The sequence below is a fragment of the Kribbella kalugense genome (genome assembly GCF_004365875.1).
Taxonomy (GTDB): domain Bacteria; phylum Actinomycetota; class Actinomycetes; order Propionibacteriales; family Kribbellaceae; genus Kribbella; species Kribbella kalugense.
This window is the reverse complement of sequence record NZ_SODF01000002.1, coordinates 2,172,223-2,191,767: the sequence shown is the minus strand read 5'-3', so window position 1 is coordinate 2,191,767 and position 19,545 is coordinate 2,172,223. Positions and strand designations below refer to the sequence as shown.

Below are 19,545 nucleotides of genomic sequence, written 5' to 3'. Positions count from 1 at the left end.
CAGAAGAGGAACCGTGCCGAGATCGGCGACCGTCAACCGGGAGATGCGAGCGCGCTCACGCGAACGCATCCTGGCCGCGGCGCTCGAAATCTTCGCCGCCAGGGGCTACGAGGCCGCCTCGATCTCCGACATCACCGCCGCCGCCGGCGTCTCCCGCGGCCTGGTCTCGTACTACTTCGCCACCAAGGAACAGCTGGCCGCCGAACTCCTGGACCGCTGGCTGGACGGCATCGCCGGCATATTGACCATCCAGGGAACGCCAAATGAACGTTTGGCCGGGATCATCGACGGCGCCCTGATGGCGGCCGCGACCACGCTGCCCATCCAGCGACTCGCGATCACGCTGATGATGCAGCCCACCACGCACGACGTGTTCGCCCGCGTCGAGCAGGCCAAGTCGGACCGGCTGTCGCTGGTCGAGGACGCCATCCGCGACATCTTCACCGCCCGCGGCGCCGCCGACCCCGCCGTCGAAGAAATGTTGCTCAGAGCAACGCTAGAGGGCGTGACAGTCAAGCTGGCGATCTACCAGGAAACCTTCCCCCTGGAAGCTATCCGCCGCCGCCTCTACGACACCTACAACCTCCCGACCCCCGCCACACCCCTGCCGATCACCTCACCCCGAGTCGACCGCCTCCGCGCCAAGTGAACCCGGCGGCGTCCAGTCGAAGATCCTGCTCCCGGACCGCTCGGCAGCACGTCGCGGCGTGAGCCGCAGTACTGCGTTCCGCACCGCCTGACCGCGCGGACCGAGATGCGATCCCACCCGCGCCATCAGCTCCGACCGACGCACGAGTTGCTGCCCGCGCCGGTATCGCGCCGACTCGTAGGCTCGCAGCCCGGCCGCCAGATCAGCGCCGGCGTGGATCAGCCCGCCTACCGAAACTCCGTCCTCCAGCGCCGAGTTCGCGCCCTGCCCCAGCGTCGGGACCATCGGATGCGCCGCGTCCCCGATCAGCACCGTCCGACCCACTGTGTACCGAGGCAACGGCCGGTCGAGCACCCACACGTCATGCCTGATCACCTCACGCGTCTTGTCGATCAGCGCAGGTACGTCGGGACTCCAGGACGCGAAGTACTCCCGGGCGGCCGCCAACTCATCGGGGAACTGATGCCCGGACGGCAGAGCGACGTACCCGTACCAATAGACCTCGGACGCGCTGATCCGCATCGCGCCGAACTCCGCATTCGGACCCCACGTCATCGCGAACCGGTCCCCCGTCGAGGTGTCGGAGACCACAGCCCGCCAACTGCTGTAGCCGCTGTAGGTCGATCCCTGCGGGAAGAGCACGCCCCTCGCCGCGCTGCGGATCCCGTCCGCCGCAACCAGCAGATCGGCAGACGCAGAATGCGTGCCGTCCGCCGACTCCCACTCGACCTGGGCCTGCGCGCCACCGGGTGTCCCCGGCCGGACGGTCGTCACACCCGCGTCCGTGATGAGCTCAGCCTCGCTGACATCGACCAACGCCCGATGCAGCCGCCGCCGATGGATCCCGATCATCTCGGTCAGCTCCCCGTCACCATCAGGTGCCTTGAGCAACCATTTCCCGTCCCAACGGCGCGTGCCGGCCGGGCGGACGGCGTACCCATCCCGTCGTACCCGATCGGCCGCGCCGATCATCGCCAACGACCGCATGCCATTGACGGTCACCACGAGCCCGGCCCCGACCTCGCCCAGCTCCGGCGCGCTCTCCAGCACCTGCACCCGCCAGCCCGACCGCACCAGCGACGCCGCGGCCGCCAGCCCTGCAATCCCGGCACCGATCACGATCGCGTTGTCCATGCTCCTCACGATAGGAAATCCGCCGCTCGTCCGCGTACGACGGCAGGCGTATCCCCGAAGCCCCCCGCTGGAGGACGCTCGAGTCTGTCCCACCCGCCCCGAGCGGTACGACGGTCACACGCCGGCGATCTGCAGCTCGAGAGGTAGTACACCCGCGATACACCGTACGCGCGGGCGTTTCCACGCTTAGGTGTACTACGGGCTGTCCGACACTACCTGTCCAAATGACCGCCAGACCCGGCCCTGGCGCCTCAAACGACGGCTCGACGAACCCGTCAGCTGAAGGTTGGTGGGTGTGGCCGGACTGCGCCGACGACGTTGCTGCCGCCGGTGAGGTCGAAGTGGAGGTGGTTCTCGATGGTCTCGTTGGTGATGCCGAGGCGCTGGAGGGTGGCGGCCATGACGACCTTGCGGGCTCGCGGCGTACCGTCCTCGAGCTTCAGGGCGATTCCGGTGCCGTCGGCGAGACCGACGGCGTACACACCCTCGGCGCCGGCCTTGCAGAACAGGCCGTCGGTGTCGCGCATCAGCTCGTACTCGTCCCGCGTACTCCCGCTGGCGTACTGCGGATGTGCTCGGAAGGCGTCCTTCACCTTCGCCTCGAGCGTCCCCGGCGCCGCGGCCGCGAACAGTCCGAACGAACGCGCCAGACCGGCCAGCGTGAGCGCGAAGATCGGAGCGCCACAGCCGTCGACCGCGATGTACGACGCCTTCTCGCCGGCCGAGTCCTCGATCGCGGTCCGGATCTGCTGCTGCAGCGGGTGATCCGGCGACCGGTAGTCGTCCAGCGACCAGCCGTTGAGCTTGCTGGTCAGCAGCATGGCGGCGTGCTTGCCCGAGCAGTTCATCGCGATCCGCTCCTTGCCGTGACCCGCCCGCACCCAGGCGTCCCGGGCCTCGTCGTCGAGCGGGTACGCCGGTGGCGTCAGCAGCGCCGTCTCGTCGAGGTCCGCCTTCGCGAGGATCTCGTGGACGCCGTCCAGGTGAAACGGCTCGCCGGAATGGGACGCGCCCGCGAGCGCGAGCAGCTTGCCGTCCAGGGGCAGGCCGTTCCGGAGCATGCCGAGCGCCTGCATCGGCTTGTTGGACGAGCGGGGAAACATCGGCTCGGCCACGATGCCGACGGACCAGTTCACGCTGCCGTCGGGGTTCGTCACCACGACGGAGCCGCGGTGGTGGCCCTCGACGAAGTCGCTGCGCACCACGTCGGCCAGGATCACAGGTTCGGTCACGGCTGAACTGTACAGGTGCAAAATGCTGTGTTGCCAATGATTCGGCTCACAGCCGGGAGCGGACGTGCAGGCCGATCTCAGGGTCGACCAGGAGCTCCTGGGTGGCCGTGACGGTGGGTTGGTCCTCGGCGACGATCTCCAGCACGGTGCCCGGGTCGACGTTGCGCTTCACCACGGCCAGCGCGATCGGGCCGAGTTCGTAGTGACGGGCGGCCGAGCCGATCGAACCGACCTGCTTCTCGCCGGAAAGTACGGCGTACCCGTGGGTCGGCAGGTGGTCGACCGATCCGTCCAGGAGCAGCCGGACCAGGCGACGGGGTGGACGGCCGAGGTTGTGGACGCGGGCGACTGTTTCCTGGCCGCGGTAGCAGCCCTTGTCCAGGTGTACGCCGACGCCGAGCCAGCCGAGTTCGTTCGGGATCGCGCGCTCGTCGGTGTCGAGGCCGAGCCGCGGTGCGCCGGCCTCGATCCGGAGCGCCTCGTACGCCCACACGCCGGCCGGGGTGCCTTCGAGGTCGGCCAGCTCGGCCCGCGGCAGGAAGACCTCGTGTCCGCCGAGCGAGTCGGCGCCGCTGCGGGCTAGATGCGGACCTTCGGCCGGCCCGGGACGCCAGATGATCGCGTAGTCGTCGGTCACGTCCGTGATCTCGACGCGGGTCATGAACACCATCTTCTGCAGCCAGTCGACCAACGCCTCGGCCGCGCCGGGCTCCGTGTGCAGCCAGAACGTCTCACCGTCGTCGACGCCGTACATCACGTGCTCGATGTGACCGGTCGGCGACAGCAGCAGCGCAGTGGTCGACGTGCCCGGCTTGAGGCCCTCGAAGTACTGCGTGGTGAGGGCGTGCAGCCAGGTCAGGCGGTCCGGGCCGGTGATCGTGACCACGTCGCGATGGGACAGGTCGACGAAGGCCTGACCGGCGACCAGGGCCCGCTGTTCGCGCAGATCCGAGCCGTAGTGGGCCGCGACTCCGGCGTCGAGTCCGTCGGCCTCGACCGCACCGGGCCGGTCCAGCAGGGGGCTGCGGTTTCGTGACATGTCACCAGAGTACGTCGGTCGGCGTACGGCGAACGCCTCCCGTTGTGGGATGTGGACAGACCCGCTCGCAGCCAGGCTGTACTTACCAACGACGGAGGGAGCAGGCGATGACTGACAGGCGATTCCGGTTCGGTGTGGCGGGCAGTCCAACGACCGGTGCCGAGTGGGTGAAGACGGTCCGGCAGGCGGCGGACCTCGGGTTCGCGACCGTGCTGATGCCGGACGGACTACAGCTCCCCGCGCCGTTCTCATCGCTTGCGATGGCTGCCGCGGTCGCCGACATCCGGGTCGGCACCTTCGTCGCGGCCGCGCCACTGCGGACGCCGCGACAGGCCGCTTGGGAGGCGCACACGCTGACCGTGCTCACCGACGGGCGGTTCGAGTTCGGCATCGGGACCGGGCGTCCGGTCGCCGAGCAGCAGACGGCCGAGGTCGGTCTGCGATGGGGAACGGCTCGCGAGCGGCGGGAGCAGGTCATCCAGACCCTGGACCTGCTGCGCGAGCTCGACGGCGAGCGCCGTACGCCGATCATGCTGGCCGCCGGCGGACCGAAGGCGCTCGCGCTCGCGGCCGAACGAGCCGACATCGTCTCGCTGGCCAAGGATGCGACCACTCCTCGTGAGGAGGTCGCGGCCGTCGCGCGCGAGTTGCGTGAGTTGGCCGGCGACCGGGCCGACGACATCGAGCTCGCGATGAACCTGCTCGCCGCCGGAACCCGGCCGCTGCCGCCCTGGACCAAGCGTGCCTCCGGCGTCGACCCCGACGAACTCGAGGCGATGGACTCGCTGATGCTGCTGCGCGGTACGCCGCAGGAGATGGCCGACGAACTGCTCCGCCGCCGCGACGAGATCGGCGCCAGCTACATCTCCGTGAACTCAGGCTATCTGGAGGACTTCGCACCCGTCATCGAACTGCTGGACGGGAAGTAGCACAGCGCTGCCCGCCGGTCTGTGGCCCGGCGGGCAGCGTGTGGAGGGGTGGGAAGTGGACTAGTGGTCGGCTGACCGTTCGCTGGTGACTGCCGGGCGGTCGGCGGAGGTTGTCTCGGGTACGTCGCCGGCGTGGGTGTCGCCGGCGGCGAAGGCGACCTCGTCGAACGGGTCTTCGCCGGCAAAGACCTGGCGCGCCTGCTCCTTGTCGAACTCGCCGACCCACTGGCCGACCACGATGGTCGCGACCGCGTTACCGGCGAAGTTCGTCAGCGCCCGCGCCTCGGACATGAACCGGTCGATGCCGACGATCAGGCCGACGCCGTCGAGCAGCTCCGGCCGGTGCGACTGCAGACCGCCGGCCAGCGTCGCGAGGCCCGCGCCGGTCACACCGGCGGCGCCCTTCGAGGCGACGATCATGAACACCAGCAGGGAAATCTGCTGCCCGAGCGAGAACGGCTGGTCCATCGCCTCGGCGATGAACAGCGACGCCATCGTCAGGTAGATCGCGGTGCCGTCCAGGTTGAAGGAGTAGCCGGTCGGAACCGTGATGCCGACGACCTCCTTGCTGACGCCGACGTGCTCCATCTTGCCGATCAACCGCGGCAGCGCGGTCTCCGACGACGAGGTCGACACGATCAGCAGGAACTCCCGGCCGAGGTACCTCAGCAGCTGGAAGATCGAGACCCCGGTGACCACTCGCAGAATGGTGCCGAGGACAACGATCACGAAGAGCAGACAGGTGATGTAGAAGGCGACCATGATCATCGCGAGGCTGCGCAGCGCCTGGCCGCCGGCCGCGCCGACGACGGTCGCGATCGCGCCGAACGCGCCGACCGGGGCGGCCCACATGATCATCGAGAGCACCTTGAACAGCAGCCGTTGGAGGTGGCCGATGCCGTTCAGGATCGGCGTACCCTTGCTGCCCATCGTCTGCAGGCCGAAGCCGACCAGCAGGGCGACGAAGACGGCCTGCAGCACCTGGCCCTCGGTCAGCGAGGACACGATTGTCTTCGGGATGATGCCGAGCAGGAAGTCGGTGGTGCCCTCGTGTGCGCCGGCGGCCTGCTGCTGGCCGGTCTTGCGCAGCGCGTCGGTGAGGTTCAGGCCGGAACCGGGCTTGACCAGGTTGCCGACGACCAGGCCGATGGCGAGCGCGACCGTCGACATCACCAGGAAGTAGACGAGCGCGAGACCTCCCACCTTGCCGACGCTGGCGGCCTTGCGGACCGAGCCGATGCCGAGCACCAGGGTGCAGAAGATGATCGGGCTGATCATCATCTTGATCAGGTTCACGAACCCGGTGCCCAGCGGTTTCAGCTCGACCGCGAAGTCCGGGAACAGGAACCCGACACCGATGCCGAGCAGAACGGCGACGATGACGGCGATGTAGAGGAAATGGGTCCGGTCGTTGCGGACCGGAGTCGGTCGGGGTTCGATCTGGCTCGACATGGTGGGACTCCCGGTATCGGCCTGGCGGAGGGGTGTTGGGGACTTGGTGAGTAACTGTGACGTGACGCACAGGAGAAGTGCACGTTTCGTTCATATCGTTCGCAGTACGGATTAGAGGCAAACTGTCCGCATGCGACACCGACCGTGGGAGCTGCGCCGCCAGGTTCTCTGGCTGCAGACCGTCACGGTCACCGTCCTGGTCGCGATGGTCTGGATCACGATCGTCAGCCGATCCCGCGCGCAGGCGGTGCGCGATGCCGCGGCCGGCGGGCTGCCGGCGCCGAGCTGGTGGGAGCTGGCCCGGCTCGATCTGCGCTCGATGCTCGGCATCGCGAGTCTGATGCTCGGGGTCGCGATCGCCGGCAACGCGCTCGTCACCTGGCGGGTACGCCGGGCCACCCGCGGCATGGGCACGCAGTCACTGGCGCGGATGCTCGACTTCTACGAGGGCGTGTTGCATGCCGCCCGCGAAGGGCTGATCCTGCTCGACCTGGACGGGCGGGTCCAGCTCGCGAACGACGAGGCGCTGCAGCTGCTCGGGTTGCGCTTCGTTGCTCCGGGTACGCCGTTGGAGGAGCTGCATCTCGGCGCCCCGCTGGCCGAGCTGCTCGGGACCGGGCGGACGGCGTACGACGAACTCCACCTCGGCGCGCAAGGAGTTGTCGTCGTGAACCAGCAGCCGTCGGGCCGCGGGCGGATCGTCACGCTGCGGGATCACACCCAGCTGCAGCGGTTGCTCGGTGAGCTCGACGCCGTACGGAGTCTGGCGGAATCGCTGCAGGCACAGAATCATGAGGCCTCGAATCGGCTGCACACGGTGGTCAGCCTGATCGAGATCGGGCGGCCGGAGCGGGCACGGGAGTTCGCGGTGTCGGAGCTGCAGTTCGCGCAGGCGATGACGGATCGGGTCGTGGGTACGGTCGGCGATCCAGTACTGGCGTCGTTGCTGCTGGCGAAGTTGGCCCAGGCGCAGGAGCGCGGGGTCGTGCTCTCGCTCGATCTCGGGCAGGAAGCGCTCAATACCCGGCTGCCAGCCCAGGACGTGGTCACGGTCGTTGGGAACCTGCTGGACAACGCGGTCGAGGCCGCTCGGGGTGGGCCGGCGCCGCGGAAGGTGGAGTTCCGGGCCGCGACCACCCGGGACGCGGTGGATCTGATCGTGACGAATACCGGGGCCGAGTTGGGGTCGGTGGAGTTGGCGCACATGTTCGAGCGCGGCTGGACGACGAAGGCCGAACCAGGGCACGGGTTGGGGCTGGTGCTGGTTCGGAGCACGGTCGAGCGGTGGCAGGGGACGTTGATGGTCGACCCGGACTCCGAGCTGGACGAAGTACCGGCGCTGACCGTGCGGGTGCGGTTGCCGCGGGCGGTGGGCGCGAGTGCCTGACCTACGCGTCCTCGTCGTCGAGGACGATCCCGTCGCCGCGGAAGCCCATCGCACGTACGTCGAACGGCTGGCCGGGTTCACCTGTATCGGAGTCGCCGGTACTGCGGGACGTGCGCTGCAGGTGCTCGCCCGGGGTGACGTGGATGTGGTGCTGCTCGACATGCACCTGCCGGACGGCCACGGGCTGGACGTCGTACGGCGGATGCGTGCTCTCGGCAACCAAACCGACGTCGTCGCGGTGACGTCTGCTCGGGAGGTTGCCGCGGTGCAGGCGGCGGCGCGGATCGGGGTGGTGCAGTACGTGCTGAAGCCGTTCGCGTTCGAGACGTTGCGGGACCGGTTGACGGCGTACTCACGGCAGCGTCGCGCAGTCGAGGCCGGTCAGGTGGTCGCGGACCAGGACGAGGTCGATCGTTTGTTGCACCCGGCAACCGTCTCGTCGGTCCCGAAAGGGCTGGCCGGATCGGTCCTGGATCGAGTGGTCCAACTGCTGGCTGACCGCGAAGGCTGGACCGCCGAAGAGGTGGCGACGTCGTTGGGGACGTCCCGCATCACCGCTCGACGTTACCTGGAACACCTTGCTGACCAAGGGCAGGCGCTGCGGACCCAACGCTACGACGGCCGCAGCGGGCGGCCGAAAGTCGAGTACTCGTGGGTGGCTGAGAGTTAGAACTCAGGAGCGGACGAGGGTGGCCCAGAGGTGGGGCTGGAGGGCTTGGCCCTCGGCAGCCATGTCGTAGGCCCAGAGGAGTTCGCCGTTGACCAGGCCGTAGAGGCGGTGGCCGGCGGTGACCTCTTTGGCCGTGACGGTGCGGGCCACGACGTCGGTCTGGAGCTCGATCTTGGCGCCGTCGATGTCGCCGTACCAGATCTCGGCGAAGCCGGTCGGGTGCGCGAGGATGACCTCGATCTTGTTGTCGGGCTGCGGGCGCCAGAAGCCGGTCTCGACGGCGAGCGGGCGCTCCCTGGTGCCGTCCTCGCCAACGACGTACGTCTGGCTGACGTAGTGCAGGAACGGCTTGCCGTTGTGGCTGAAGTCGATCTGCTGACCGAACTCGAACTTCTCGATGGTCGGGTAGTCGCCGTGGCCGCGGCCCTCCCACCGACCGAGCAGCCACGCGATCGGCATCAGGTCGGGGTGCAGGTCCTGCGGAATCTCGAACGCCATGGGATCAATCAGCTCGCATTGCGGCCGCGATACAGCCGGTAGACGACGAATGCCGAGAACCAGCCCATGAACACACAGACCAGGATCAACAGCGAGGTGAAGACGACGTGCAGCACGTTCGTCAGTCTAGAGGATGGTACGGCGGCCTTCGGCTACCGTGGCGTGATGTCCCGCACGCTGGTGATCAAACTGACCGCAGGCGCCGACGAACCCGAGCGCGCCAACCAGGCCTTCACCGTCGCCGCCTCGGCAGTGGCGGCCGGCGCCACGGTGTCACTCTGGCTGACCGGAGAGGCCGTCTGGTTCGCCGTGCCTGGACGTGCGGAGGCCTTCGACCTGCCGTACGCCGCACCTCTGGCTGAGTTGCTGACCGCGGTACTGGAAGGTGGTCAGCTCACCGTCTGCACCCAATGCGCCAAACGCCGCGACCTCACCGAGTCCGACCTCCGCCCCGGCACCCGCATCGCCGGCGCCCCAGCCTTCACCGAAGAAATCCTCACCGACAACACCCAAGCAATCGTCTACTAACGCGGCGCGGTCTAAAGACTCCAGGAGCCCGTAGACCGCGCCGGTCCGTCACTGCTCAGCGTCCGCCGCCGGCGTCACTCGCCGCGGCCGCGGCCGCCATTGTCACCTTGGCCCCGGCCGCCCCGGGTGCGATCCGCGTCGCGCTGCGCGGCCGGCGTGCCCGGGCGTTCGGTGGTCGCCACATTGCCACCGTCGCGGCGGGTCGCAAGGGCAGCTGATTCGTGGCCGGTACGGGTCCGATCCAGGTTGGCCTTCTCGTTGGCCGGGAGCTCCTGGGCGGGTCCGTTCTGCCCCTGGCCGTTCGCGCGTTCGGCCCGCTTGTCGTCGAGCAGCGGCTCCTCGGCCGGCGTCGGCGGGGCGCTCTGTGCCTGACCGCCCTGACCGCCCTGACTCTGGCCTTGGCCGTCCTGCCCGAGGTCCGCGGTCTGGTCGACCGCACTCTGTGAGGCGTTGGCGACCTGCTCCGTGTCCGGCCCCTTCACCTGTGGGCCTTGATTGGCACCCTGCTCAGGCGCCTGCCCCTGCACCTCCTGCGCACCAGCCTGCGGCGCCTCAGCCTGCGGCGCCTCAACCTGCGGCCCCTCGGCCTGCGGACCCTCCGCCTGCGGCGCCTCAACCTGCTGGGTGCTCGCCTGCTGGGGGCTCACCTGCTGCCCGTCTGGCTGCTGTCCGTCTACCTGCTGTCCGTCTACCTGCGGGGCGGGCTGCTGGGAGTCGACGTCCTGCGGGTTGGGCTGCTGGGCGTCCTGCCCGAGATCCGACTGGTCCTGCTGCAGGTCGTCAGTCGCCCGACCGTCCGCGGCCACAGACGGGTCGACGCCATCCGCCTCCGCGCCGACATCAGTCTGCTGCCCGTTGTCCCTATTCACGTCCGAGTCCAGCGAAGGATCTTCGGCGTCGACCGCCGGCTCGCCGAGCTCGTCGTCCGTCTCGAGCCCAGGCTCCTGCTGATCACCCAAATCCTGCCGGTCACCCAGGTCCTGCTGATCACCCAAGTCCTGCTGGTCGGCTAGGTCCTGCTGGTTGGCCAGGCCTGGCTGGTCCTGGGAGGGGTCGGCCTGTCCCAGGTCGTCCTGCTGTAGACGGTCGTCGGCGTCGAGACCTTCCTGCGCGGCCGCGGCCGGGTCTGCCTGGCTCCGCTCGGCGTCGTCGGTGCCGGTCTCCAACTCGTTGTCGGCCTCGTTCGCGGGGTCCAGCGGCTCGCCGTTCTCGTCGAGCCCCTGCTGCTGCCGGTCTTCGGCTCGGTCGTCGTCGTGGAGCTCCTCGAGTCCTTCGGCCGCGAGCTCCGCGCCGGCAGCCGTCTCCGCGGCGGCAGCCGGGTCGATACCGTCCCCGCGCTCCTGGTTGCGCCGATTGGCCTCGTCCTGCTCCTTCTGCTTCTGCTCGGCCGCCGCGGCCTCGGCCTCCGCCCGGTCACGATCGGCATTCGCGTCATCCAGCGCCTGTTGTTGCTGCGCAGCGTCGTCGACGGCGTTGTCCTCCACACGGTCGTCGACGGCGTCTCGCTGCGCAACGTCGTTGACGTCGCCGTCGTTCAAGCCGTCCCGGTTGCGGTCGGCGTTGCTCTCAGCATCGAGGAGTCGTTGCTGCTCGGCGAGACGTTCCTCGCCGGCTGCGTTCTGCTGCAAGAGCTCCTGATTCCGGTCCCGCAGGTCACGGGCCTGCGCTTCGAGGGCGTCGTTCTGCTGCAGGACCGTATCGGCGTGGCGCTCGAGGAGCTGGCTGCGCTCGTCCGCGCTCATGCCCTGCGTCGCCTGCTGGAGGTTCCCGTTCCGCTTCAGCTCGTCGTTCCCGCGTTCGATGAGAGCTCGCTTTACCTGCGCGCGGGAATATTTCGCATAAAGGGACTGGCCCACCCTCAGGGTCGATCGCAGGAACTGCATTGTCTGGTGGTACGCCTGGATGAGCTCCTGGAGCAGGTCTTCCTGGCCTTCAGCCATCAAGCCACCTCGCTGGCGTAGACGGAGTATCCGAAGCCGGCGGCTGTTTCGCCGGCATCGGGCTGAGACGCATACAGGTGGATCTCGGCTCCCGGTCGCAGCCAGACCGCCAGGTGGCGGCGGCGACCGCGCCACTCCGGCGGGACCCGGAGATCGTCCCCCGACCCGACGAAGACCGGCGGTCCCCAGTACCGGCGGGCGAGGTCGAGCTGGTCCGGCCAGTGCGCGTCGAGACCTTCCTCGGCCAGCGGCAGCTCATCCGGACCGATCTCGTACGCCGACCAGCCGCTGCGCGGACTCTCCGGCAGTACTGCGTCCGGCAGCACGAGCATCACCGTCTCGCGCTGGGTGACCAGGCCCCAGGTGTACCGATCGGGGTCGATGTTGCCCGGCGCCCAGGGACGCCAGCCGGTGACGGTGATGACGCGATTGACCAAGGCGCGGATCGCATCCATGCCGGTGGCCGGCGGTCCCCAGATCGGTCGCCAGTCCACGACCTCGCCAAGATCCGCCATCGCGCGCTCGTCATCCTCGAACGACCGCTCCTGCGTCTTCACTCCGTCACACTCCTCTCATCAGTTCGCCAAGAGTATGCCCCGACCGGTGCCACCCACGGCCGCTGAACGCAGACCTGTGGATAACTGGTTGCGCGCCAGCGCCGTTCGCGAGCAGTAACCGCTGAACGCCGTACAGACGTCTCGGGCTGCGTTGTAGTGGATCTATGAAGCTCCCGGCGCCCCCGACCGAGAAGTCGTTCCGCTCGCCGCTGCACCATCCGCGGGTGGCGACGGTGATCGGCCGCTGGCTGGCGACCGCGGTCGTGATCTGCTTCCTGACCGGGCTGTACAGCCATTTCCAGCAGCACACTCCCGGCTGGCTGCACATCCCGAGCCGTCCGGCCGAGCTGTACCGCGTCACGCAGGGGCTGCACGTGCTGAGCGGGACGATCGCCGTCCCGTTGCTGGTGGCAAAGTTATGGACGGTCTACCCCAAGCTGTTCGCGAAGCTGCCCTGGCCGCCGAGCCGGAAGGCCCTCGAGAACGTCCTCGAACGCGGATCGATCCTCGTTCTGGTCGCCGCGATGGCGCTCGAGTTGTTCATCGGATTCCTCAACACGCTGCAGTGGTACCCGTGGCCGTTCCCGTTCAAGGAGACGCACTACGCGCTCGCGTGGATCATCGTCGGCGCTCTGTTCGTCCACCTCGCCGTCAAGCTGCCGCTGATCCGCGCGAACTGGCGCCGCACCTCGGCCGACCGCACGGCCCCAGCGGAGTCTTTGCCCCCAGCAATCACCGGCCTCACCCGCCGTGGCCTGTTCCGGACCGTCGCCGGCGCCGCCACGCTGGTCGGCATCACGTCGGTCGGACAGTCCGCCCCCGCGCTCGGCCCGATCGCCGTACTCGCGCCCCGCAAGCCGAACGTCGGCCCGCAAGGCCTGCCGGTGAACCGTACGGCGGAAGCCGCCGGCGTCACCGCGATCGACGCGGACTGGCGCTTCACGGTCAAGGGTCCGCAGCAACTCTCCTACACCCTCGACGACCTGCGGACCCTGCCGCAGAACCGCTCCGACCTGCCGATCGCCTGTGTCGAGGGGTGGAGCCAAGGCGCCCGCTGGGAAGGCATCCGGATCCGCGATCTGCTCCAGCTCTGCGGCGCTCGAGCCGACTCCCGCGTCCGCGTCGTCTCGATGGAGAAGGGCGGGTTCTACGCCACGAGTGAGCTTCCGCCGGAGTTCGCCCACGACCCGCTCACGCTGCTGGCTCTCCGACTGAACGGCACCGAACTGGCCCTCGACCACGGCTTCCCCGCGCGGATCATCGCCCCGAACCGTCCCGGCGTACTCCAAACCAAATGGGTCCACCGTCTGGAGGTCATCACATGAAAGCCCGGCTTGCTCTCGGTGCGGTTGGCGTCGGCCTCGGGCTGTGGGGGTTGTGGCTGCTCGTCGACGCGGTCCAGGTGCCGGCGTTGATCCGGTTGCCGATCTGGCTCGGCGGAGCGGTCTTCGCCGACGACGCCTTCCTCGTACCGCTGACCGTAGGCATCGGTTGGCTGGTCACCCGCTGGTCGATCGGGCCCGACCACCATCGGACCGTCGGAGCCGTTCGGACGACCTTGTTGTACGTCGGCATCACAACCCTGATCGCCATCCCGCTACTGCTGCGACAAGGCAAGGGTGTGAACCCGACGGTGCTCCCCCGCGACTACCTCCGCGACTGGTTATTGCTGGAGGCAACGATCATCGCGGCCGGGGTCGTGGTGTACGTCGTTCAGCGGTCGCGCTTCACGTTCAAGAGGTCGCGAGCCTCGTCCGGCGACATCGGCGGGCGCTGAGCCAGCGTCGCCAGGGTCGCGGCGCGTTCGACGAGCTCGGCGTTGTGGGTAACCGGCTGACCCTTCGCCAGCGTGAGCGTGTCCTCCATGCCGACCCGGAGGTTGCCACCCTTGGACAACGCGGCCAGCGCGACCGGTAGCGCCGTACGACCAATGCCGGTGGCGGACCAGGACGTGACGGCGTCGGGAAGGGCGTTGACCGCGGCGACCAGGGCGTCCGCCGTACCGGGCATGCCGCCGGGGACACCCATGACCAGGTCGCAGTGCACGCGACCGCCGTACGGCAGGCCGTACTTGTCGAGGAGCCGGTGCAGCGCCGCGACATGACCGAGGTCGAACAGCTCGAACTCCGGCACGACCTCGCGCTCCTGCGTCAGCTGGTAGAGCTGCGTGACGAACGGCCACGGGTTCATGAACACGTCGTCGCCGAAGTTGACCGTCCCCATCGTCAACGAGCAGGAGTCGGGTACGGCGTCGAGCACCCGGAGCCTGTGGTCGTACGGATCGGTGACCGCACCGCCCGTGGAGAGCTGGACGATCAGACCGGTGTTCTCCCGGACCGCGGTGACCGTGTCGGTCAGCCGACCGAGATCGAGCGTTGGCTGGTGCTCGCCGTCGCGGATGTGGATGTGGATCATCGCCGCGCCCGCGGACTCACACCGCTTCGCGGTCTCGACCAGCTCGTCGAGCGTGGTCGGCAACGCCGGCCAGTCCGCCTTCGCGGTCTCGGCACCGGTGGGAGCAACAGTGATCAGAGTCGACGCCATAGGACGAATCCTGCCAGATCGTAATCGAAGACGGATATTTGCCGGTGTACGACGCCGATCACCGGACGATCTCCCGCGCGAGAAGATGTCCTCCATGAGAGCCGTCGTACAGCGTGTCAGTCAGGCATCGGTCACCGTCGAGGGCGAGGTGGTCGGAGCGATCGACGTACCCGGTCTCCTCGTCCTGCTCGGTGTCACGCACGACGACACCCCCGAGAAGGCGGCCGCACTGGCCGCGAAGATCTGGACCCTCCGCATCCTGCACGGCGAGCGCTCCGCGGCCGACGAGCAGGCCCCGATCCTCGCCATCAGTCAGTTCACGCTGTACGCCGACACGCGCAAAGGCCGCCGCCCGTCCTGGAGCGCCGCGGCCCCCGGCCCGGTATCCGAGCCGCTCTACGACTCGTTCTGCACCGCACTGGAATCGCTCGGCGCCAAGGTCGAACGCGGCCGCTTCGGCGCCGACATGAAGGTTGCCCTGGTCAACGACGGCCCGGTCACGCTGATCCTGGACGCCTGAACAACGAAGGCGCCTGAAAAGACGAACCGGCCCCCGGATCCATGCGGATCCGGGGGCCGGGTTGTTCTGGGTCGGTGAGGTTCGACTCAGAGAGTGTCTGCTGAGATCAGCTGACGACGCCGGCGGCCGAGTGACCGACGACAACCTTGGTGTTCAGGCTGTAGACGTCGATCACCAGGGCGTTCACCGAGATGTACCGCTTCTGCCGCATGACCTGGTTGAAGGTCAGCCGCGCGATGCCCGGGATGTTCAGCGTCTTGTTCTCGCCGGTCGGGACCGCGTAGGACTTGCCGCCGACCTTGATCGAGGCAATGGTCGACGACGAGCTCACGCCGGCCTTGTTGTCCTTGGTCTTCCACGCCGACGCGGAGGACTCGATCGCGCCGATGGACAGGCTGCCCACCTTCACGCCCGCGACGTGCGAGGTGAAGTTGATGTAGGACTTGTTCGCCCCGATGGCGCCGTTCTTGGTGGTGTAGACACCGCCGACGTAGGCGACCTTCGGGATGTTCAGCTCGCCGACCGCGACCCGGACCGTCTTGCCCTCAGTGCCCTGGCAGGTGGTCTGAAGGGACGTCGCGTCGGAGACGACCAGCTTGTCGGCCGTGGCCTTGGTGCCGTACGCGTCGCCGATGACCAGTGCGGTCGCCGGCTTGGAGATCTCCGCGCGGGTCTTCAGCACCGCGACGTCGACGCCCTGCGGGACGTAGGCGTTCTTCACGTTGGCGTGAATCACGACGGCCTGCGCGTACGAGTAGATGCCGGAAGCGGTCTTCACGCCGCCGACCCGGTTCAGCACGATGTAGCCGAGACCCGGAACCGCGATCTTGGTGTTCCACTTCGGCTTGAGCAGCGACGGCACCGAAATCGCGCCGATCTTCACGCCCGCGAACGTCGTGTCCCCGGTGTACGACAGCTGGCCCTTCGAGTACTTCGCCGTCGTCGTGGTCTTCACGCCGGTCAGCGTGACCAGGTTGCCGACGCGGATGTCGGCTGCCGTTGCGGTGCTGGTGACGCCCGTCCCGCTCTTGTTGTCGAACGCGTGCGTGTCGGTCTTCACCGAGCGTGCGATCGCCTGGTTGTTCACATTCGCCGTGGCGATGTCGTTCTTGTCAGCCTTGGTGGCGTCCGTGGTGCAACCGAACTTGCTGATGACCTGCGGGCCGCTGTTCGCCAGACCGGATTCGACGTCGGTCCCGTACGAGTAACCGCTGTATCCGAAAACCGGCGAGGCGGACGCCGAACCCGAGGTCAGCGCGATCGTAGAAGCCACGCCGACAACCGCCGCGACTCCGACGGCAGCGAGCTTCTTGTATCCGATGCGGGGTCGCATTGACCCCTCCTCCCTGAGTGATGACGTGACCCGAAGTGCGGGTCAGGACACAGACACAACTCAGCCGATTGCGGTAGGTGACGAGCTGACCCCGGTCCGAGACCGAACTGTTACATCCCTGCTCGGTCCACGAGATTTCCCGCCGTGGGCCGTAACTCCGACGGGATGACCAGGAATCCCTGCCATGTAAGCGATCTCGGACATGCCAAAGGGCCCGGACGCGCAAGGTCCGGGCCCCTCGGTGCTCTCTTCAGGGTGGGCCACCAAGGGTGGTGGTGGCACCTTCAGTAACGAACGACTGCTCAGACGGTGACGGCTACTTCCGCAACCGCGCCGTACTGCGCGACCACCTGACGGTCGACCGGGTCGGCCTTCGGGGCCAGCGTCCGCAGCGTCCAGCTGCCGGGCGCGGCGAAGAACCGGAAGTGCCCGGTCGCCGACGTCGGCACCTCGGCCGTGAACTCACCAGTCGAGTCCAGCAGCCGCACGTACGCGCCGCCGACCGGCTCGTCGCCGCGCAGCACCTGGCCCTGGATCACGGCTTCCTTGTCGACGTCGACACCCTTGAGGTCGAGGCCGCCCTTCGTTGCTCCGCACATGTGTCAGGCCTTTCCGGGCTCGTCGCCGAGGGCAACGGGTACGCCGACCAGCGAACCCCACTCGGTCCAGGAACCGTCGTAGTTCTTGACGTTCTGCTGGCCGAGGATCTCGTGCAGCACGAACCAGGTGTGCGCCGAGCGCTCGCCGATCCGGCAGTACGCGATGGTGTCCTTGCCGAAGTCCACGCCGGCGTCGGCGTACAGGGTCTTCAGCTCGTCGTCGGCGCGGAAGGTGCCGTCGTCGTTGGCCGCCTTGCTCCACGGGATGTTCGCCGCGGTCGGGATGTGCCCGGCCCGCTGCGCCTGCTCCTGCGGGAGGTGGGCCGGGGCGAGCAGCCGGCCGGCGTACTCGTCGGGGCTGCGCACGTCGACCAGGTTCTTCACGCCGATGGCGTCGCCGACCTCGTCGCGGAAGGCGCGGATGTTCAGGTCCGGCTCCTTCGCGGCGTACTCCGTGGCTTCGCGCTTCACGACCTCGTCGGTCAGCTCGCGGCTGTCCAGCTCCCAACGCTTGCGGCCGCCGTCGAGCAGGCGGACGTCACCGTGGCCGTAGAGCTTGAAGTACCAGTACGCGTAGGCGGCGAACCAGTTGTTGTTGCCGCCGTACAGCACGACCGTGTCGTCGTTCTTCACGCCACGGTCGGACAGCAGCGCGCTGAACTGCTCCTGGTTGACGAAGTCCCGACGGACCGCGTCCTGCAGGTCGTCCTTCCAGTCCAGCTTGATCGCACCGGCGATGTGGCCGGCGTCGTACGCCGAGACGTCTTCGTCGACCTCGATCAGGACGACCCCGGCGTCGTTCTTGTGCTCCTCGACCCAGTCGGCCGAGACGAGCGCGGATTCCCTGCTCATGTGTGCTGCCTCTTCTCAGTTGGTAGCGGTGGATGGCGTACGAATGCGGTGGATCAGCAGATAGGCCTCGCAACCGAGGCAGAGCCCGACGGCCGCGTTCACGAACGCGGCGACCAGGGCGAATCCGACGGCGACCACACCCAGCACGGTGGCCCCGGTCAGGTACCCGACCAGGCCGACGACCGCGAAGGCGAGGCCGACCAGCTGCGCGAACCGCGGCGGGGCCGCGTCCTCCAGCTCCTTCGGCCGACCCAGCCGGGGCCGGATCAGCCGCTTGAACACCTGCCCGTACGGCGACGCCTGGACACCGAACGCGACCGCGACCGCGAACACCAGCGTCTGGACCGCGAGGATCCACGGACTGCCGAAGATCAACGTCAGCGCCAGCAGGACTGTGGTCACCCCAGCTGCGAACCGCAGTCCACGAGGGTCGACCTGAGGTTGGTTCTTCGCCGTCTGTGCATCGGACATGACGACTCCCGGAGGAGGAGGAATGTCGAGCCGGACCCGCCCGGGTATGCGGAAGACGACGTACGCGAGACCGTGCTCAGCGACCGGTCTCGCAGCGCTCGGGACGCCGCCTGGTCAGCGGCGTCGACACAGCGACGAGCGCACCCGGCAGTTGTCCACTGCCCGGCGCTTCGTCAGCCATGTCCGGTAAACCACGAGTCGAGACTACGGAACCCCGGCAGGCCAGCCCGCCGTGGTCCCGTCATTTGAGACAACTGATCACATTGTGGATTAGGTCCGGACCACGTTGGTGCCGGCCACCTTGTCGTGCAGGGCCTGCTTCTTGTCGTCCCAGAGCGGCCAGAGGTAGTTGAGCAGGGCCACGAAGCCGGCCAGGGTGCCGATCAGCGGGATCACGCCGACCACGCTGAGCAGGACGATCACGCCGTACCGCTTGGCCACCGCGGCGCCCGGCGGGATACCAGGCACGTCGCGGAGCCGGACCGCGATGTTGAGCGCCATCTTGCCCGGGGTCGCGCCCTTCTTGGTCAGGAACAGGTACTCGTAGACGAACGAGACCAGGTAGCCGATCAGGGCCGCCGGGATCAGCCACTTGTACACCTCGGGCGGCAGCGTGGCCGTGGTCGTCGGGGTGCCGGCCGAGGCCTGGTCCATGGTGTCTTTGACGTACTGCCAGAGCACCTTGGAGTACTGGTAGTAGAAGTAGCCCGTCAGCGGCAGCCCGATGATGCCGGCGATGATCGAGTCGATAATCCGGGCGAACACGCGGCGCCACCAGCCTGAGAGCGGCTGACCGTCGGGGGTGGCGTGGACGCGCTGACCCGGGTAGCCGTAGCCGGCCTGCTGCGGGTACTGCGGGTATTGGCCTTGCTGCTGGCCGTACTGCTGCTGCGGTGGCTGGCCTGGTTGACCGTACTGCTGCTGCGTCGGCTGGTTCGGCTGGCCGTACGGCGTGGGGCCGGGCTGGCCGCCTCCGTAGACCTGGCCGTGCTGCGCGGGGCCGCCGTACTGCGGTGTGCGACCGGGCTGCCCGAACTGGCCCTCGTACGGCGGTGGGCCCTGCTGAGCGCGGCGCTGATCCGTCCACACGCTGCCGTCCCAGTACCGCTGCTGGGTCGGGTCCTCGGGGTCGTCGTACCAACCGGCTGGAGAGCTCACTGGGAGAGTCTTGCCTACGCCCAGGTGCATCCGCCATTCGACGGCAACAACCG

General features: G+C 68.3%; 21 protein-coding genes. 8 read left to right on the top strand and 13 right to left on the bottom strand.

The annotated features are described in order from the left end of the window. The first annotated feature begins 13 nt into the window (after nt 1-13). Nucleotides 14-649 carry a TetR/AcrR family transcriptional regulator gene (locus EV650_RS28335; protein WP_202874956.1) on the top strand — a complete coding sequence of 212 codons (636 nt, stop codon included), beginning with the start codon at nt 14-16 and terminating at the stop codon, nt 647-649. Here EV650_RS28335 and EV650_RS28330 read toward each other — a convergent pair. The 3 genes from EV650_RS28330 to ygfZ form a co-directional block, all read right to left on the bottom strand. Then, nucleotides 617-1,783, bottom strand: a complete 1,167-nt coding sequence (locus EV650_RS28330) for an FAD-dependent oxidoreductase (RefSeq protein WP_134122014.1) — start codon at nt 1,781-1,783, stop codon at nt 617-619. The genes EV650_RS28335 and EV650_RS28330 overlap by 33 nt on opposite strands. 275 nt (nt 1,784-2,058) lie before the next feature. Then, nucleotides 2,059-3,015 (bottom strand): asparaginase, encoded by a 957-nt coding sequence (locus EV650_RS28325; protein WP_134122013.1) that lies wholly within the window; start codon nt 3,013-3,015, stop codon nt 2,059-2,061. 46 nt (nt 3,016-3,061) lie between these two features. Next, a complete protein-coding gene (gene ygfZ / locus EV650_RS28320) occupies nt 3,062-4,054 on the bottom strand; it encodes a CAF17-like 4Fe-4S cluster assembly/insertion protein YgfZ (protein ID WP_134122012.1) in 993 nt (330 codons plus the stop codon). A gap of 107 nt (nt 4,055-4,161) precedes the next feature. Between ygfZ and EV650_RS28315 the strand changes: the two genes are divergently transcribed. Further along, on the top strand, nt 4,162-4,983 hold the full coding sequence (locus tag EV650_RS28315; RefSeq protein ID WP_134122011.1) for an LLM class flavin-dependent oxidoreductase: 822 nt from the start codon (nt 4,162-4,164) through the stop codon (nt 4,981-4,983). Nucleotides 4,984-5,043: 60 nt separating this feature from the next. Here the strand turns inward: EV650_RS28315 and EV650_RS28310 are convergent, their stop codons facing one another. Then, nucleotides 5,044-6,435 carry a cation:dicarboxylate symporter family transporter gene (locus tag EV650_RS28310; RefSeq protein WP_134122010.1) on the bottom strand — a complete coding sequence of 464 codons (1,392 nt, stop codon included), beginning with the start codon at nt 6,433-6,435 and terminating at the stop codon, nt 5,044-5,046. 130 nt (nt 6,436-6,565) lie between these two features. On the opposite strand from EV650_RS28310, the gene EV650_RS28305 reads away from it, so the two are divergent. Further along, nucleotides 6,566-7,822: a sensor histidine kinase gene (locus EV650_RS28305; protein ID WP_134122009.1), complete on the top strand. Its 1,257-nt coding sequence runs from the start codon at nt 6,566-6,568 to the stop codon at nt 7,820-7,822. Further along, a complete protein-coding gene (locus EV650_RS28300) occupies nt 7,815-8,492 on the top strand; it encodes a response regulator (RefSeq protein ID WP_134122008.1) in 678 nt (225 codons plus the stop codon). Before EV650_RS28305 ends, EV650_RS28300 begins: the two co-directional genes overlap by 8 nt. Before the next feature lie 3 nt (nt 8,493-8,495). Here EV650_RS28300 and EV650_RS28295 read toward each other — a convergent pair whose 3' ends face one another. Next, nucleotides 8,496-8,990 carry a heme-binding beta-barrel domain-containing protein gene (locus EV650_RS28295; RefSeq protein ID WP_134122007.1) on the bottom strand — a complete coding sequence of 165 codons (495 nt, stop codon included), beginning with the start codon at nt 8,988-8,990 and terminating at the stop codon, nt 8,496-8,498. 165 nt (nt 8,991-9,155) lie between these two features. On the opposite strand from EV650_RS28295, the gene EV650_RS28290 reads away from it, so the two are divergent. Beyond that, the gene (locus EV650_RS28290; RefSeq protein ID WP_134122006.1) at nt 9,156-9,518 is read left to right on the top strand and encodes a DsrE family protein; all 363 of its coding nucleotides are present in this window, start codon (nt 9,156-9,158) and stop codon (nt 9,516-9,518) included. A gap of 74 nt (nt 9,519-9,592) precedes the next feature. On the opposite strand, the gene EV650_RS28285 is transcribed toward EV650_RS28290, so the two are convergent. After that, nucleotides 9,593-11,458 carry a hypothetical protein gene (locus tag EV650_RS28285; RefSeq protein ID WP_134122005.1) on the bottom strand — a complete coding sequence of 622 codons (1,866 nt, stop codon included), beginning with the start codon at nt 11,456-11,458 and terminating at the stop codon, nt 9,593-9,595. Beyond that, entirely contained in the window at nt 11,458-12,015 is a 558-nt protein-coding gene (locus EV650_RS28280) for a hypothetical protein (RefSeq protein ID WP_238174498.1), read from the bottom strand. Before EV650_RS28280 ends, EV650_RS28285 begins: the two co-directional genes overlap by 1 nt. A gap of 164 nt (nt 12,016-12,179) precedes the next feature. Here EV650_RS28280 and EV650_RS28275 point away from each other — a divergent pair, with 164 nt between their 5' ends. Further along, complete coding sequence (locus EV650_RS28275; protein ID WP_134122004.1) at nt 12,180-13,340, top strand: molybdopterin-dependent oxidoreductase; 1,161 nt, start codon at nt 12,180-12,182, stop codon at nt 13,338-13,340. Further along, nucleotides 13,337-13,792, top strand: a complete 456-nt coding sequence (locus tag EV650_RS28270) for a hypothetical protein (protein ID WP_134122003.1) — start codon at nt 13,337-13,339, stop codon at nt 13,790-13,792. Before EV650_RS28275 ends, EV650_RS28270 begins: the two co-directional genes overlap by 4 nt. On the opposite strand, the gene EV650_RS28265 is transcribed toward EV650_RS28270, so the two are convergent. Continuing rightward, the gene (locus EV650_RS28265; protein ID WP_134122002.1) at nt 13,729-14,559 is read right to left on the bottom strand and encodes a beta-keto acid cleavage family enzyme; all 831 of its coding nucleotides are present in this window, start codon (nt 14,557-14,559) and stop codon (nt 13,729-13,731) included. The genes EV650_RS28270 and EV650_RS28265 overlap by 64 nt on opposite strands. Before the next feature lie 94 nt (nt 14,560-14,653). Between EV650_RS28265 and dtd the strand changes: the two genes are divergently transcribed. Continuing rightward, on the top strand, nt 14,654-15,079 hold the full coding sequence (dtd, locus tag EV650_RS28260) for a D-aminoacyl-tRNA deacylase (protein WP_134122001.1): 426 nt from the start codon (nt 14,654-14,656) through the stop codon (nt 15,077-15,079). A 106-nt stretch (nt 15,080-15,185) separates the two neighbouring features. On the opposite strand, the gene EV650_RS28255 is transcribed toward dtd, so the two are convergent. The 5 genes from EV650_RS28255 to EV650_RS28235 form a co-directional block, all read right to left on the bottom strand. Further along, nucleotides 15,186-16,412 carry a choice-of-anchor P family protein gene (locus EV650_RS28255; RefSeq protein ID WP_134122000.1) on the bottom strand — a complete coding sequence of 409 codons (1,227 nt, stop codon included), beginning with the start codon at nt 16,410-16,412 and terminating at the stop codon, nt 15,186-15,188. Between the two features lie 302 nt (nt 16,413-16,714). After that, the gene (locus EV650_RS28250) at nt 16,715-17,011 is read right to left on the bottom strand and encodes a DUF1416 domain-containing protein (protein WP_134121999.1); all 297 of its coding nucleotides are present in this window, start codon (nt 17,009-17,011) and stop codon (nt 16,715-16,717) included. A 3-nt stretch (nt 17,012-17,014) separates the two neighbouring features. Beyond that, the gene (locus tag EV650_RS28245; protein ID WP_134121998.1) at nt 17,015-17,863 is read right to left on the bottom strand and encodes a sulfurtransferase; all 849 of its coding nucleotides are present in this window, start codon (nt 17,861-17,863) and stop codon (nt 17,015-17,017) included. A 15-nt stretch (nt 17,864-17,878) separates the two neighbouring features. After that, on the bottom strand, nt 17,879-18,334 hold the full coding sequence (locus EV650_RS28240) for a DUF4395 domain-containing protein (protein WP_134121997.1): 456 nt from the start codon (nt 18,332-18,334) through the stop codon (nt 17,879-17,881). A 270-nt stretch (nt 18,335-18,604) separates the two neighbouring features. Continuing rightward, on the bottom strand, nt 18,605-19,492 hold the full coding sequence (locus EV650_RS28235; protein WP_166678303.1) for an RDD family protein: 888 nt from the start codon (nt 19,490-19,492) through the stop codon (nt 18,605-18,607). Between the last annotated feature and the right edge of the window lie 53 nt (nt 19,493-19,545).